This window comes from Arcticibacterium sp. GJ41-1 (assembly GCF_055808875.1).
Genome location: NZ_CM147888.1, coordinates 2190943 through 2204818, shown reverse-complemented (window position 1 = coordinate 2204818; position 13876 = coordinate 2190943). Strand labels below are relative to the sequence as shown.

The following is a 13876-nucleotide window of genomic DNA, read 5'->3' as shown; positions in this document are numbered from 1 at the left end:
AAGTAATCGTCCTTAAAAGTACGTAGCTGCATTAAAAAAAGCTGTATCCTAACTACCATTTTTTGAAATTTGATTTTTTTGATATGCTCCATGCTATCCTTTTTAACCTTTCATACAATAATTGGGTTGTATAGACTGACATTCTGTCAGCCATTTGTATCTTTGCATTTGAATTTGGAAAAGAAGGATAAATGGAAGATTTAAAAGGAAAAGCGAAGGTGCTCTCTGAGGAAGAAAAAGCTGGTTTAGAACAAGCTAAATTTTCTGTGGATGAGGAAACTGTAGGGACTAAAAAGCTCTTTATTGAAAGCTATGGCTGTGCCATGAACTTTGCAGATAGCGAAGTGGTAACCTCCATATTAAGAGATGAAGGCTATACCACTACTTCAAAAGAATACGAAGCGTCATTAATATTATTAAACACCTGCTCCATTAGAGATAATGCTGAGCAAAAAGTCAGAAAAAGACTTGCCCTTATTAATGCTAGAAATAGAGGACGTAAAGGAGTAAAAGTGGGTGTTTTAGGCTGTATGGCCGAAAGATTAAAAACGCAATTACTAGAAGAAGAAAAAATAGTAGATATGGTGGTAGGCCCAGATGCCTACCGAGATTTACCAAATCTTATTAATGAAGTAGAAGGTGGTCAAAAAGCTGTCAATGTTTTCTTATCCAGAGAAGAAACCTATGCAGACATCACTCCAGTAAGACTTGGCTCTAATGGCGTAACGGCTTTTGTATCCATCATGAGAGGTTGTGATAATATGTGCAGCTTTTGTGTAGTTCCTTATACTAGAGGAAGAGAAAGAAGCCGAAGTGCCAGCACTATCATAGCAGAAGCTCAAGACCTTTTTGACAAAGGTTATCGTGAAGTAACACTTTTAGGTCAAAATGTGGATTCCTATAAATGGAAAAATGAATCTGGCGAAATAGAAACTAATTTTGCTCAGCTTTTAGCTTTAGTAGCCGATATTGACCCATTACTTAGAGTAAGATTCTCTACATCGCACCCAAAGGATATTACAGACGAGGTTTTATACACTATTAAAAAGTATGAAAACGTATGTAACTATATCCATTTACCTGCTCAAAGTGGTAGTAACAGGATTTTAAAACTCATGAACCGTACCTACACAAGAGAATGGTACATCAACAGAATTGACAAAATCCGTGAAATTTTGGGTACCGAATGTGGTATTTCTCATGATATGATTGCTGGTTTCTGTACAGAAACAGAAGAAGACCATCAAGACACGCTTAGCCTAATGGATTATGTAAAATATGACTACGGTTATATGTACTATTACTCTGAGAGGCCTGGTACCCCTGCGGCCAAAAAGTTTGAAGATGATGTTACCCTTGAAGTAAAGAAAAGAAGACTGGACGATATCATTCAAAAACAACGTGTCCATGCTCTAGAAAGAAACAATCTTTCATTAGGTACTACACAGAAAATATTGATTGAAGGTGTAAGTAAGCGTTCAGATGACTTTTTACAAGGTCGTACGGACGACAACAAAATGGTTATTATTCCTAAAGATAATTTCAAAAAAGGTGATTATGTACACGTAAAAATTACCGAGTGTACATCTGCCACTTTAAAGGGCATTGCCTTAACTGAAGAACTAGTTTAATATGACAAATAGCAATACCCCAGAAATACAAGCTGTCAAAAACAGATTTGGCATTATAGGTAATGCTCCATCGCTTAACTACGCTCTTAACATTGCTGTTCAGGTAGCTCCTACCGACTTAACAGTTTTAATAAGTGGCGAAAGTGGAAGTGGGAAAGAGTCTTTTTCAAAAATAATTCATGGCTTAAGCCCCAGAAAACACGGACCATTCATAGCTATTAACTGCGGAGCTATTCCAGAAGGAACTATAGACTCAGAGCTTTTTGGGCATACCAAAGGGGCTTTTACAGGAGCTTTAGATGACAGGAAAGGTTATTTTGAAACTACAGATTCAGGAACCATATTTCTGGATGAAATAGGTGAAATGCCCATAGGTACACAATCAAGGCTTTTGAGAGTACTTGAGAATGGAGAGTTTATTCAAGTAGGGTCTTCAAAAGTTAAGAAAACCAATGTTCGTGTAGTAGCTGCCACCAATGTTAACCTCATGGAGGCTGTGGAAAGAGGGAAATTTAGAGAAGACCTTTATTATAGACTTAATACTGTGCCTATTTCTGTCCCTCCGTTACGTGATAGAGGTTTTGACATGGAGTTGCTCTTTATAAAGTTCACTTCTGACTTTGCCGAAAAAAATCATAGCGAGCCTGTAGAATTGACAGAAGCGGCTAGAAAGGTGCTTACATCTTTCCGTTTCCCTGGCAATATTCGTCAATTAAAAAACATTGCAGAGCAAATAACACTTTTAGAACCTTCCCGTATTATCAATGCTGAGGCATTAGAAAAGTACATCCCAAAAAATCAAACGAGTCGATTACCAGCTTTAATAAGGCAGTTTGGAGGGCAAGAAGGTAGTGATATATCTGAAAGAGAAATACTTTACAAAGTACTTTTTGACATGCGTAAAGACGTAACCGAGCTAAAAAAACTAGTACTTGGTATGTTAAAAGGTGGACATGTGAGTGATGAATTTGTGCATGAAAACGCAGGGCTTTTTCAAGAATTACAAAGTGAAGGCACAGGCCTTGCCACTGTTTCTACTGAAATAGAAGAAGAAAGTCCTTACCCTTTATATACTAAAGAGGACGATAAAACCGTAGTGACTATTGACAACCTGCAAGGGAAGCGTGACAATATTGAAGACATTACGCACGAAATGGAAGAAGAGTCGCTTTCGCTAGAAAAAAATGAGAATGAAATGATTCTGAAAGCATTGCGTAAAAACAACTTCAAGAGAAAATATGCCGCTATGGACTTAGGTATATCTGAGAGAACACTATATCGTAAAATAAAACAGTATGATATTGAAGATGAAAAATAGTATTACTAAAGCATCAAACTTGCCATTAGTCAAAGTTTGTATTCTGCTATTCTTCTCGTTTTGTTTTCAAAGTTGTGGTATTTACTCTTTCACAGGTACATCTTTATCTCCTGACTTAGAGACTATTACTATTCAAAACTTTGGCGTAGCCACTGCCGGTGGGCCTCAAAACTTGGCCATAGATTTTAACGAAGCTCTAAAAGAGTATTACCAACGAAATACTAACCTTAAGTTAGTTCCGAATGATGGTGACCTATTTTTGGCAGGTTCTATCATTACTTATGAAATGACACCTGTAGCTACTAGTGCCACTGACCAAGCGGCTTCAAACAGGCTTACCGTTACAGTAGAGGTGACTTTCCAAAATACCCAAAACGAAGACGATAGCTTTGACAAAGAATTTTCTTTTTACCAAGACTTTCCGCAGGAGCAATCGCTTACCGATGTAGAAGGGCGTCTTGTTCCTACTATTATTGACCAGTTAGTTCTTAATATTTTTAACGACACAGCTGCACAATGGTAAATAGTAATGATATAGAACTACTTCTCAAACTATGTAAGGAACCTAATAAAGCTACACCACTTGATTTTGAAAAATTGGCAGAGCTATTAGATAGATTCCCTGACTTTGACCTCCTGAGAAAGGCCTTTATTTTGGTTGGTGAACAATTCGGTGCAAGTGGAGAAAACTTTGAAAAAGAACGAGCTATCTGGAATAGTAAAAGGATATTTTATGAACCAGAAGCAGTAAAAGTAAAATCTGTTAGGCAAGAAGAGATAGATAATTACAGCCTAGAAGAAAAAATCAAGCTCTTTCTAGAGCATTATAAAGCGGTATACTCCCCTTCTTAAATCATTTCAGATAAGTTATGGCTCAGGTGTAATGCTTTTGTAAGAAAAAAGTATTTATTTTGCAGCCAGTTTTAGAAAAACGAGAATTATAATTTTAGAATAGATGATAAATACAATCTTAATTTTGATGGTCATTGCAGCTTTGTTGCTGATAGTGGTAATTTTAGTTCAAAACCCAAAAGGTGGTGGATTATCAAGCGAGTTTGGTGGCGGTGCTACCTCTCAAATGTTTGGTGTTCAAAAAACCGGTGATATCTTAGAAAAACTTACTTGGGGTTTCTTCACATTTATAATTGTGGGTTCTCTCTTTACAGGTTTGTATTTACAAAACGCTCAAACCGCTACGGGTAATAGTGCTCTTGATGTAGAAAGTTCGCAAGCTGCTCCGGCCGCTCCTACTTTACCAAGCACTACGCCTGCTCCAGGTTTAACAGCTCCAATAGAAGCTCCGGCTGAATAGTCAAACAAAAATATTTTCTGAATAGCTCAAGCCATGCTTGGGCTATTTTTTTTGTCATATACCGTATAAAATATGACATTATAGCATGAATCTATGTCCTCATAAAGAAGGCTGTCAGGTCTATATCAAGAAAGAAAGTACGCAACCTGAAAAAATGGCAGGAAAGTATACCTTTGTCACCCTTTGGCAGATAGTTTGTTCATCTGTTGATGTGTTTATAACCGATAAAACAATTTAAAACTTAATAAAAACTATGTCAGTAAACGTGAAACCCTTAGCGGACAGAGTATTAGTAGAAGCTTCGGCTGCTGAAGAAAAAACAGCATTCGGAATCATCATACCTGATACTGCAAAAGAAAAACCTCAAAAAGGAGTTGTAGTGGCTGTAGGCCCAGGAAAAAAAGATGAACCAGTTACTGTAAAAGTTGGTGACAATGTACTTTACGGAAAATATTCTGGCACAGAGCTTAGTGTAGAAGGAAAAGAGTATTTGATCATGCGTGAGTCAGATATTTTCGCAATAGTATAAGGTTTAGACACCGTTATAACCTGACCCAAAGGAAAGGAATGAAAAGTCGACCTAGCTTATAGGCTAGGAAACTAAATTATTCAAAACATAAAATTTTAAAGAAATCATGGCAAAACAAATTCACTTCGATACCGAAGCTAGAGATAGAATGAAAAAGGGAATTGACACCCTTGCCAATGCTGTCAAAGTAACATTAGGACCTAAAGGAAGAAATGTTATCATAGATAAAAAATTCGGTTCTCCTGCTATCACTAAAGATGGTGTTACAGTAGCAAAAGAAATTGAGCTTAAAGATGTTATTGAAAACATGGGAGCTCAGTTAGTTAAAGAAGTTGCTTCTAAAACTGCAGACCAAGCTGGTGACGGTACTACTACTGCCACTGTATTGGCTCAAGCTATTTACACTATTGGTGCTAAAAACGTAGCAGCAGGTGCTAACCCAATGGATCTTAAAAGAGGTATTGACAAAGCAGTTACTGCTATCGTAGCTAGTTTGGCTAAGCAGTCAAATGCTATCTCTACTTCTAAAGAGGTTACTCAAGTAGCTTCTATTTCTGCAAACAACGACGCTGAAATCGGTCAAATGATTTCTGATGCGATGGAAAAAGTAGGAAAAGAAGGTGTAATTACTGTAGAAGAAGCTCGTGGAACTGAAACTGAAGTAAAAACAGTAGAAGGAATGCAGTTTGACAGAGGTTACCTTTCTCCATACTTTGTAACTAATGCAGAGAAAATGGATGCAGAAATGGAAAACCCATTCATCCTTATTTCTGAGAAGAAGGTTTCTTCAATGAAAGAACTTCTTCCAGTTTTAGAGGCGGTTGCTCAAACTTCTCGTCCTTTAATGATTATTGCAGAAGATGTTGACGGTGAAGCTCTTGCTACACTTGTAGTTAACAAAATCCGTGGTTCATTGAAAATCTGTGCGGTTAAAGCTCCAGGTTTTGGTGACAGAAGAAAAGCAATGTTAGAAGACATCGCTGTTTTAACTGGCGGAACTGTAATCTCTGAAGAAAGAGGATTCAAATTAGAAAATGCTGACATCACTTTATTGGGTCAAGCAGAAAAAATCATCGTAGACAAAGACAATACAACTATTGTTAACGGAAGTGGTGATAAAGAAGCTATTGCTGGAAGAGTTAATCAAATCAAAGCTCAGATTGAAACTACTACATCTGACTACGATAGAGAAAAACTTCAAGAGCGTTTAGCTAAGTTATCTGGTGGTGTTGCCATTATTTATATTGGTGCAGCTACTGAGGTAGAAATGAAAGAAAAGAAAGATAGAGTAGATGATGCTCTTCACGCTACCCGTGCGGCAGTAGAAGAAGGTATTGTAGCTGGTGGTGGGGTTGCCCTTATCAGAGCTCAAGCTGCTCTTGAAGGTCTTGAAGGTGCTAATGCTGACGAGAAAACAGGTATTGCTATCATCAGACAAGCTATTGAGTCTCCATTAAGAACTATCGTTGCTAACTGTGGCGGAGAAGGTTCTGTAGTGGTTATGGAAGTTAAAAACGGCAAAGGAGCTTATGGCTACAATGCTCGTGAAGACAAATACGAAGATTTAATTAAGGCGGGTATTATTGACCCAACTAAAGTAACTCGTTTGGCTCTTGAGAACGCTGCTTCTATATCAGGTTTATTATTGACTACAGAAGCTGTAGTTTCTGATATTCCAGAAGAGAAAGGTGGAGATCATGGTCACATGCCTCCAGGTGGAGGAATGGGTGGAATGATGTAATTCATTCTCACTTTAAGACTTATAAAAAGAGGGGTTGGCCAGCATTGGTCAACCTCTTTTTTATTTTTGGATACTTTAGCACAATATTTGCATGCATCTTTCAAGATGAAAATGGATCACTTGCTTAAAATGTACAAACTCGTATTATTCTTTCTGCTAACCACCATTATCGGCTGTAATAAAATAGTCGATTTGAATATTATTCCTTTCGATGGAAATGAAGAGGAAGGTCCTTTACTGAGTGATGATTGTAAAATCAAAACACTTGACAGTTCAGACGGTTTAACTTTTGCGATAGAGTATGACGAAGATCGTGCTCTTACTATCAAAGGAAACTTACCGAGTTTTGACAAATTCTTATATAACGGAAACCTTCTCACAGGTGCCGAATTGTCTGTTGACCCGAGCTCAGAAATCATATTTACTTTTGATGGAAAAGGTAACCTTGCTAGAATAAACTTTAAAGGGCAAGATGCAAGAGGACCATTTGACTACCCTACCACCATGACCTATGATGCAAAGAATAGATTAACTGCACTATCACTTAGCTTACCTATTTTCAATCAGCCAGCTGATGTAGTCTTAGAATACAATGAAAATGACAATGTTACTAGGGTACTCAGAAAGACTGATTTTACAAACGAGGTATTGCTAGTCAATCATACTTTTGACGATAAGAAAAGTCCATTTTTAGACCAACAATTAGGACAAATATTATCTTACTTTATGGTGTATACCTTAATTCAGGGTGATAATAACTACACTAACTTCGTTAATAAGAATAATGTTACTTCTTCTACCATTACAAATGATAATGGCAAAACGGAGTTGTCTACAGAATACACCTACAACCAAAACAACTACCCAACAAAGGCCGACATTGTAAAGGTTTTTCAAGGTAGAATCAGACAGGCATCTGCAAATTATACTTATCGTTGCGATTAAAACAGGAAAGTATTATTCCATTCCTGTTTGAATAGCAAGATTACAAACATATCTATTGCTATCGGTTTACACGCTTAGGCTCCATTAGGGAAGCAGTTAAAACGTGCATTGTTAAATTATCTTTTCGTTTCAACCTCGTTTACTACTCGCTTTATTCCTAATTTAACCTAATGGTTATTTTTCAGGTCTTCCTACTGTATCTTTTTACATTTTGACAGAAAGCTACTTAGCTTTCTACATCATTTTACATTTAAATCCTAGACCAAAAACATGAGATTATACATCCGTTATATGGTCAGTTTGCGTTGCAAAATGATGGTAAAAGAAGAACTCAAAAAGCTAGGTTTAAATGCCGTAATAGTGGAGCTCGGTACTATTGAAATTCTAGAAAACATCAGTGCCACACAACGAAAGCAACTAAAAGAAAGCTTATCAAAATCAGGATTAGAATTGCTAGATGACAAAAAGAGTATTTTGATAGAAAAAATAAAAAATGTAATCACTGAAATAATTCATTACTCCGATGAGCTTCCAAAAGTAAATTACTCTGACTATATCGGCGAAAAACTAGACCACGATTACACCTATTTGGCGAATACTTTCTCGGAGGTTAAAGGAATTACCATTCAACAATTTATAATTCTACATAAAATAGAGCGTGTCAAAGAATTACTTATTTATGACGAGCTAAGTCTCACTGAAATTTCCTTTAAAATGCATTATAGCAGTGTGGCTCATTTATCAAATCAGTTTAAAAAAATAACTGGGCTCACTCCCACATTTTATAAGCAACTTAAAAATAAACGAAAAGCCAATTTGGAAGATTTATAAACTCTAACTCTTCTTTCCCATACAATATTAAACATGGGATATATGTAACAATACCATTTCTCCGTGTAACATATGTAGAGGTAATTGTAGTAAGCTTTGTGTATCTAAAAACCATCTAAATAGATAGTTTTAAATTATCAAAACTCACAAATCATGTCTAAAGAAAAAGAAGGAAAAGATAAATCAGGAAAGAAAGCACCCGCTAAAAACCTTAAAGAAAAACGAGCTGCGAAAGCCGAAAAGCGTAAAGAGAAAAACTCCAAACACGAAGCTTAACATAGCTATTTTCATCAAAAACACTACCCCTAAACTGGCTCGATAGCCTAAAAAAACAAAACTACCTCCCAGAAAATACAATGAGGTAAGAAGTTTTCAAACATAAATTATGGAAGAAAGAGAAAACAAATACGAAGCAGGTGATACTATATACACCAAAGTACATCCAGATATTAAAATGCTTGTAAGGCGATACGTTAGTAGAATTTACTACTGCAAATTTGCTGATGATTTAGAGAGAAAAGAGTTGGCCCTTTTTGAAAGAGAAATTGTAGGTAGCTAAAATCAATGCCTTAAGAAGTTGTTAAGAAATAAGGGGAAAGCTTCATAGATCAAAACAAAGAACCTTAGTTGTTATTTCAAACTTCTTATACCTAAAACATATTTTCGTGTCAAACTTAGTGAGTTCATATTACTGTTAAGTCATCTCAAGAAACAGTTTAATTTCAAGCATAACTCTTATTTTAGTGCTTTAAAGTGTTTCTTGATTTTTCTTTATCCTATAGAATGACGCCAGCCCATTTCTTAAATAATATTTTTAAAGGTTCTGACCTAAGTTCAGAAGAGCTTGAATCCATAATTCCTAAGTTCAAAAAAGTCACTTTCATTAAAAACGATTTTCTACTACGCGATGGTCAAACTGCTAATTACTACTGGTTTGTGGAGAGTGGTTTTACTCGCTCTTATGTCATTGATACTGAAGGCAATGACATCACCACCAATTTCTTTTCAGTGGGCGATATTGTTATAGATTGGCCCTCTTTTTTCTTCGAACACCAACTCGTGAGCATATACAGGCTCTTTCAGATTGCGTTTGTTGGCAGTTAGATTTTGACACATTTCAGCAACTATTTCATAGCATTAAAAGTTTCAGAGAACAAGGAAGAACCACACTAGTGGGCAGTTACTTTGCTCTAAAAAGACATAGTATTTCTATGATTGCCGACCAGGCGAAAGACCGATATATAAGACTACTAGAAGAAAAACCGCACATTATTCAAAATGTATCTTTGAAACAAATAGCCACCTACCTAGGCATTACAGATACTTCTTTAAGTCGCATCAGAAAAGAAATAGCTGGCAAATAGGTTTTCTTGCCATATGACAAGATTTATGATTTGTTGAAACATGACCTTTGATTCATCATTAATTAATAAATTTTCTTATGGAACAGTTAAAAGAATTCATGTTGCTTTTTCGCTCCGAGCCTAGCCACGAAGTACCTACACAGGAGCAATTAATCCAAATGCAAAAACAATGGGGTGATTTCATTGGCAGTATTGCTATGCAAGGCAAGCTTGTCAGTACACATCAATTAGGTTTTGACGGTAAACTAATTACTCCCGACCAATCTATCAAAGATGAAATTCACATCTGCAAGAGTCAAACTATGAGTGGAAATATGATTTTAAAAGCCACCACCATAGAGAATGCTCTTCAATTGGCAAAGAAATGCCCCATTCTCCTGACAGGTGGTACGGTAGAAGTTAGAAATATTATTCCTATGAACATTTAACGCAAGGCTAAAATGAAAACAATTTTTGATACAAATACACGTGAGGAACTGATTCTTAGAATCAATAATTTATCAGAAGAAAGCCCAAACCTTTGGGGAAAAATGAATGCCTATCAAATGCTAAAACATGGCACAGTAGGTGAAGAAATGTTTCATGGAAAGAAGACTTACAAAAGGCTCTTCATAGGCCGACTATTTGGGCCTATGGCCCTAAAAGGCATTTTAAAAGACGATAGTCCTGTTAAGAAAAACCAACCCACTCATCCTGCTATGGTCATAAAAGATTCGGGCGATTTTAAAACCGAACAAGCCAAATGGATTGACTTATTGGAAAACTACAGTTCCTTCACTACCGATATTTTTGTGCACCCTTTCTTCGGTAAAATGAATAAGGACCAAATTGGTGTTTTTGTTTATAAACACACCGACCACCATTTAAGACAATTTGGTGTTTAGCATAAATTGCGAGACGGCATAGCTTCATTTTCAGATAGTAAAACCGTCTCTCTCTTTTTTAGGTAACAAGCTAAATTCCCACATAGGCTTTTGTTCTAATTTCCATGAGCTTAACAGTACCCATCACTTTATTCAGTTATTATATAAAATTTAACATTTTAGAAATATTTTAATAATAGAGAATTAATTTTCATTGGAATACTTAGTTAAATTGACATAGTAAATTTGTCACAATAAACTATAACGAAACAATGGTTAAGCTTCCCCCTTTTATTAAACCATTTAGTACGCTCTTATGTATTCTACTAGTGTTAAGTCAAATATCCACCTCTGCTCAGCAATTAGTAGGATGGGATTTTAATACTACCAGCGACTATGGCTCATCACCACAAGCTGCCAGTTCTATAAACGCTAACCTCACCAGTTCTGGCTTAGTTCGTGGCAGTGGCGTAACCACCAGTGGTTCGCCAGCTAGTAGAGCATGGGGTGGAAAAGGCTGGTCAGCTACGGAGGCTGATGCTATCACAAATAATGATTTTATAACTTTTACATTGAGCCCAGCTTCAGGCTATGCAGCTTCCTTATCTGCTATAAATCCAATTACCTATAGACGTTCTGGTACCGGGCCAGATAGTTGCAAACTACAATATAAGGTAGATGCCAGTGCTTTTATTGATATTTCAATACTTGACCTTACATCCTATTCTAGCAGCGGTTCCACCATTCCCTCTATTGATTTAAGCAGCATTCCTTCTCTTCAAGATATCCCTTCTGCCAGCACCATAACTTTCAGATTGATTCCTTATGGAGGAACATCATCCAGTGGAAGTTTCTATTTATTTGATAAAAGTAATAATACAGATACCGACTTTGGTATTGAAGGACTAATGAGTAATGAAGGTGGCATACCAAGTATTAGTGTAGGCGATGTGAGCATGGCTGAGGGTAACGCTGGTACTCAAACCTATCAATTTATAGTTTCTCTGACTGGCCCCGCTCCCGCAGGAGGTGTTACTTTTGATATTAAAACTACCGACAATACCGCAACTGCCCCATCTGACTACACAGCTGTAAATCTAACAGGTCAAAACATCCCAGAAGGGAGTCAAACGTATACTTTTGATGTATTGGTAAACGGAGACACAGACTTAGAGTCAACGGAAAGTTTCTTTGTAGATATTTCTAATTTCACAAATGCTAACCCTATTGATAATCAAGGACTAGGAACTATCATTGATGAAGACACCCCCATTATTTTTACGAAAATTCACGACATTCAAGGTACTGGAAATACGACAGCATTGACTTTAGACAGCACACTATCTGTAGAAGCAATAGTCACTCGAAACTTTAGCGGCTATAGTGGTTTAAGCGGATTTTATTTACAGGAAGAAGAAAGTGATTATGATGCCGACCCAAATACTTCTGAAGGGCTCTTTGTATATGACCCTTCGGGCCTTTTTACAGGAAACCAGGGAGATAAAGTAAGAGTAAAAGGGAATGTAGCGGAATATAGCAGTGGAGCCTCTTCTAGTCTAACCCAGTTAAATAATCTTACAGAGGTTATTATTGTTTCGTCTGACCATCCTATGCCTGCCGTGAGTGATGTGAGTTTTCCTATCAATAGTTTAGACGACCTTGAGAAATTTGAAGGAATGCTGGTAAAAGTTACTGCGGCTTCAGGTAGCCTTACTGTGACAGATACGTATAATTTAAAGCGATATGGGCAGGTTCTTTTAAGTACAACGGCAGCTACAAATCAGCCCGGTTCAGATGGGAGAATAGACCAATTTACGCAGTTTAATGCTCCTGATGTAACGGCTCATGCGGCATATCTTGCCGAATTACCAAAAAGACAATTTTACATTGATGACGCTAGTGGCTCTCAAAATCCAGAAAATATCATCTTTGCCAGAGGTGGTAATCCACTTTCTGCCACAAATACTTTAAGAGGCGGCGATACGGTAGACGAAATTATAGCGGTTTTAGACCACCGTTTTGAAGGTTATAGACTTCAAACAGCAGACCCTATTAATTTCCAAGCAACTAACCCAAGATTAAACTCACCTAGCGATGTAGGCACATTAGCTACACTAAAAGTGGCCAGTTTTAATGTGTTAAATTATTTTAATGGCGATGGATTAGGTGGTGGTTTCCCTACTTCTAGAGGTGCAGATAACCTGACAGAATTTAACAGACAGAGAGCTAAAATAGTAAAAGCCATCTCTGAATTAGATGCCGATGTAGTAGGTTTGATGGAGATAGAAAATGATGGTTTCGGCAGTAATAGTGCTATTCAAGACCTTGTAGACGGGATTAATGATATGGTGGGGGCTGGTACTTATCACTTTATTGACCCTGCTGTGGTTACCGCCGAAGATGTCATCACGGTTGCCATCATTTATAAGCCAGCTAAAGTTAGCCCTCAAGGTGCTTCGGCTGTTATTCCTGATGCTTATGGTCATGCATCTTTTGACGTTACGGGTAGAAAACCTTTGGTGCAAACCTTCATGGAAATTGCCAATTCAAAGACATTTACTATCAGCGTTAATCATTTCAAGTCTAAGGGGTCTGTTTCGCCAGGTGCTCAAAATGCCGACCAAGGTGATGGCCAAGGAAACAATAACTACCTTAGAACACATCAATCTGAAGATTTACTAAACTGGCTAGCCACTAACCCTACATCAGCAGCAAATACCGACATATTACTTTTGGGTGACTTTAATGCCTATGCATTAGAAGACCCACTTACTCATTTAGAAACCAATGGTTACGTAAATCTATCTCCACATGAAGAGCATTCCTATACATTTTCAAGCATGTGGGGCTCATTAGATCATGCTTTTGCCAGCAGCTCTTTAAATACCAAAGTAACGGGAAGTACTATATGGAACATTAACGGTGCCGAGCCCACTTCATTAGATTACAATATGGAGAATAAGTCTGTTACTCAAATAGCTAATTACTATAACGCCGACCAGTTTAGAGCCTCCGACCATGACCCAGTTCTGATAGGCTTAGACCTTTCTGGTACACCTTGTGTTGCAAATATTGTTTTAGAAAGTACCTTAACTACAGCTCAAGTAGCAGGAGAGACTATTACAGGAAAAACAAGTAATATTATAAGCAATGGCCAATCCATAGTGTATGATGCTGGAAATTATATTCTTTTGGAGCCCGGCTTTTCTACAGAGTCAGGAGCCATTTTTGAAACAAAACTTATAGGGTGCAAATAAGGAGAATAGGCTGTTACTTAAAACAGCTACTTAGCCCAAGTAAGACTTAGACAAATCGTTCGAAAAGTAGCTTTCATATACGGAA

At 37.1% G+C, this 13876-nt stretch carries 17 protein-coding genes; all 17 read left to right on the top strand.

The features are described from left to right. The first annotated feature begins 191 nt into the window (after positions 1-191). The 17 genes from miaB (at position 192) to AC0L6O_RS08845 (ending at position 13791) form a co-directional block, all read left to right on the top strand. On the top strand, positions 192-1631 hold the full coding sequence (gene miaB, locus AC0L6O_RS08925; protein WP_473307944.1) for a tRNA (N6-isopentenyl adenosine(37)-C2)-methylthiotransferase MiaB: 1440 nt from the start codon (positions 192-194) through the stop codon (positions 1629-1631). Between the two features lies 1 nt (position 1632). Further along, positions 1633-2949: a sigma 54-interacting transcriptional regulator gene (locus AC0L6O_RS08920; RefSeq protein ID WP_473307942.1), complete on the top strand. Its 1317-nt coding sequence runs from the start codon at positions 1633-1635 to the stop codon at positions 2947-2949. Further along, positions 2939-3472, top strand: coding sequence for an LptE family protein (locus AC0L6O_RS08915; RefSeq protein ID WP_473307941.1), 534 nt, complete (start codon positions 2939-2941; stop codon positions 3470-3472). Before AC0L6O_RS08920 ends, AC0L6O_RS08915 begins: the two co-directional genes overlap by 11 nt. Next, positions 3466-3801, top strand: a complete 336-nt coding sequence (locus AC0L6O_RS08910) for a hypothetical protein (RefSeq protein ID WP_473307940.1) — start codon at positions 3466-3468, stop codon at positions 3799-3801. Before AC0L6O_RS08915 ends, AC0L6O_RS08910 begins: the two co-directional genes overlap by 7 nt. A 103-nt stretch (positions 3802-3904) precedes the next feature. Then, entirely contained in the window at positions 3905-4261 is a 357-nt protein-coding gene (secG, locus tag AC0L6O_RS08905; RefSeq protein ID WP_473307938.1) for a preprotein translocase subunit SecG, read from the top strand. A gap of 85 nt (positions 4262-4346) precedes the next feature. Then, positions 4347-4499, top strand: coding sequence for a hypothetical protein (locus AC0L6O_RS08900; RefSeq protein WP_473307937.1), 153 nt, complete (start codon positions 4347-4349; stop codon positions 4497-4499). 15 nt (positions 4500-4514) lie between these two features. Continuing rightward, the gene (locus AC0L6O_RS08895) at positions 4515-4790 is read left to right on the top strand and encodes a co-chaperone GroES (protein WP_341227475.1); all 276 of its coding nucleotides are present in this window, start codon (positions 4515-4517) and stop codon (positions 4788-4790) included. A 106-nt stretch (positions 4791-4896) separates the two neighbouring features. Beyond that, the gene (groL, locus tag AC0L6O_RS08890; RefSeq protein ID WP_473307935.1) at positions 4897-6531 is read left to right on the top strand and encodes a chaperonin GroEL; all 1635 of its coding nucleotides are present in this window, start codon (positions 4897-4899) and stop codon (positions 6529-6531) included. A 129-nt stretch (positions 6532-6660) separates the two neighbouring features. Beyond that, the gene (locus AC0L6O_RS08885) at positions 6661-7476 is read left to right on the top strand and encodes a hypothetical protein (protein WP_473307933.1); all 816 of its coding nucleotides are present in this window, start codon (positions 6661-6663) and stop codon (positions 7474-7476) included. A 270-nt stretch (positions 7477-7746) separates the two neighbouring features. After that, entirely contained in the window at positions 7747-8307 is a 561-nt protein-coding gene (locus tag AC0L6O_RS08880) for a helix-turn-helix domain-containing protein (protein WP_473307931.1), read from the top strand. Between the two features lie 153 nt (positions 8308-8460). Continuing rightward, positions 8461-8583 carry a hypothetical protein gene (locus AC0L6O_RS08875; protein ID WP_473307930.1) on the top strand — a complete coding sequence of 41 codons (123 nt, stop codon included), beginning with the start codon at positions 8461-8463 and terminating at the stop codon, positions 8581-8583. Positions 8584-8692: 109 nt separating this feature from the next. Further along, on the top strand, positions 8693-8866 hold the full coding sequence (locus AC0L6O_RS08870; protein ID WP_473307929.1) for a hypothetical protein: 174 nt from the start codon (positions 8693-8695) through the stop codon (positions 8864-8866). A gap of 224 nt (positions 8867-9090) precedes the next feature. Next, on the top strand, positions 9091-9411 hold the full coding sequence (locus AC0L6O_RS08865) for a Crp/Fnr family transcriptional regulator (RefSeq protein WP_473307927.1): 321 nt from the start codon (positions 9091-9093) through the stop codon (positions 9409-9411). A 107-nt stretch (positions 9412-9518) separates the two neighbouring features. Continuing rightward, positions 9519-9671: a hypothetical protein gene (locus AC0L6O_RS08860; protein ID WP_473307925.1), complete on the top strand. Its 153-nt coding sequence runs from the start codon at positions 9519-9521 to the stop codon at positions 9669-9671. A gap of 77 nt (positions 9672-9748) precedes the next feature. After that, the gene (locus AC0L6O_RS08855) at positions 9749-10099 is read left to right on the top strand and encodes a YciI family protein (RefSeq protein ID WP_473307923.1); all 351 of its coding nucleotides are present in this window, start codon (positions 9749-9751) and stop codon (positions 10097-10099) included. Between the two features lie 12 nt (positions 10100-10111). Then, entirely contained in the window at positions 10112-10555 is a 444-nt protein-coding gene (locus tag AC0L6O_RS08850) for a DUF1569 domain-containing protein (protein WP_473307921.1), read from the top strand. 251 nt (positions 10556-10806) lie between these two features. Beyond that, entirely contained in the window at positions 10807-13791 is a 2985-nt protein-coding gene (locus AC0L6O_RS08845; RefSeq protein ID WP_473307919.1) for an ExeM/NucH family extracellular endonuclease, read from the top strand. Positions 13792-13876: the final 85 nt, after the last annotated feature.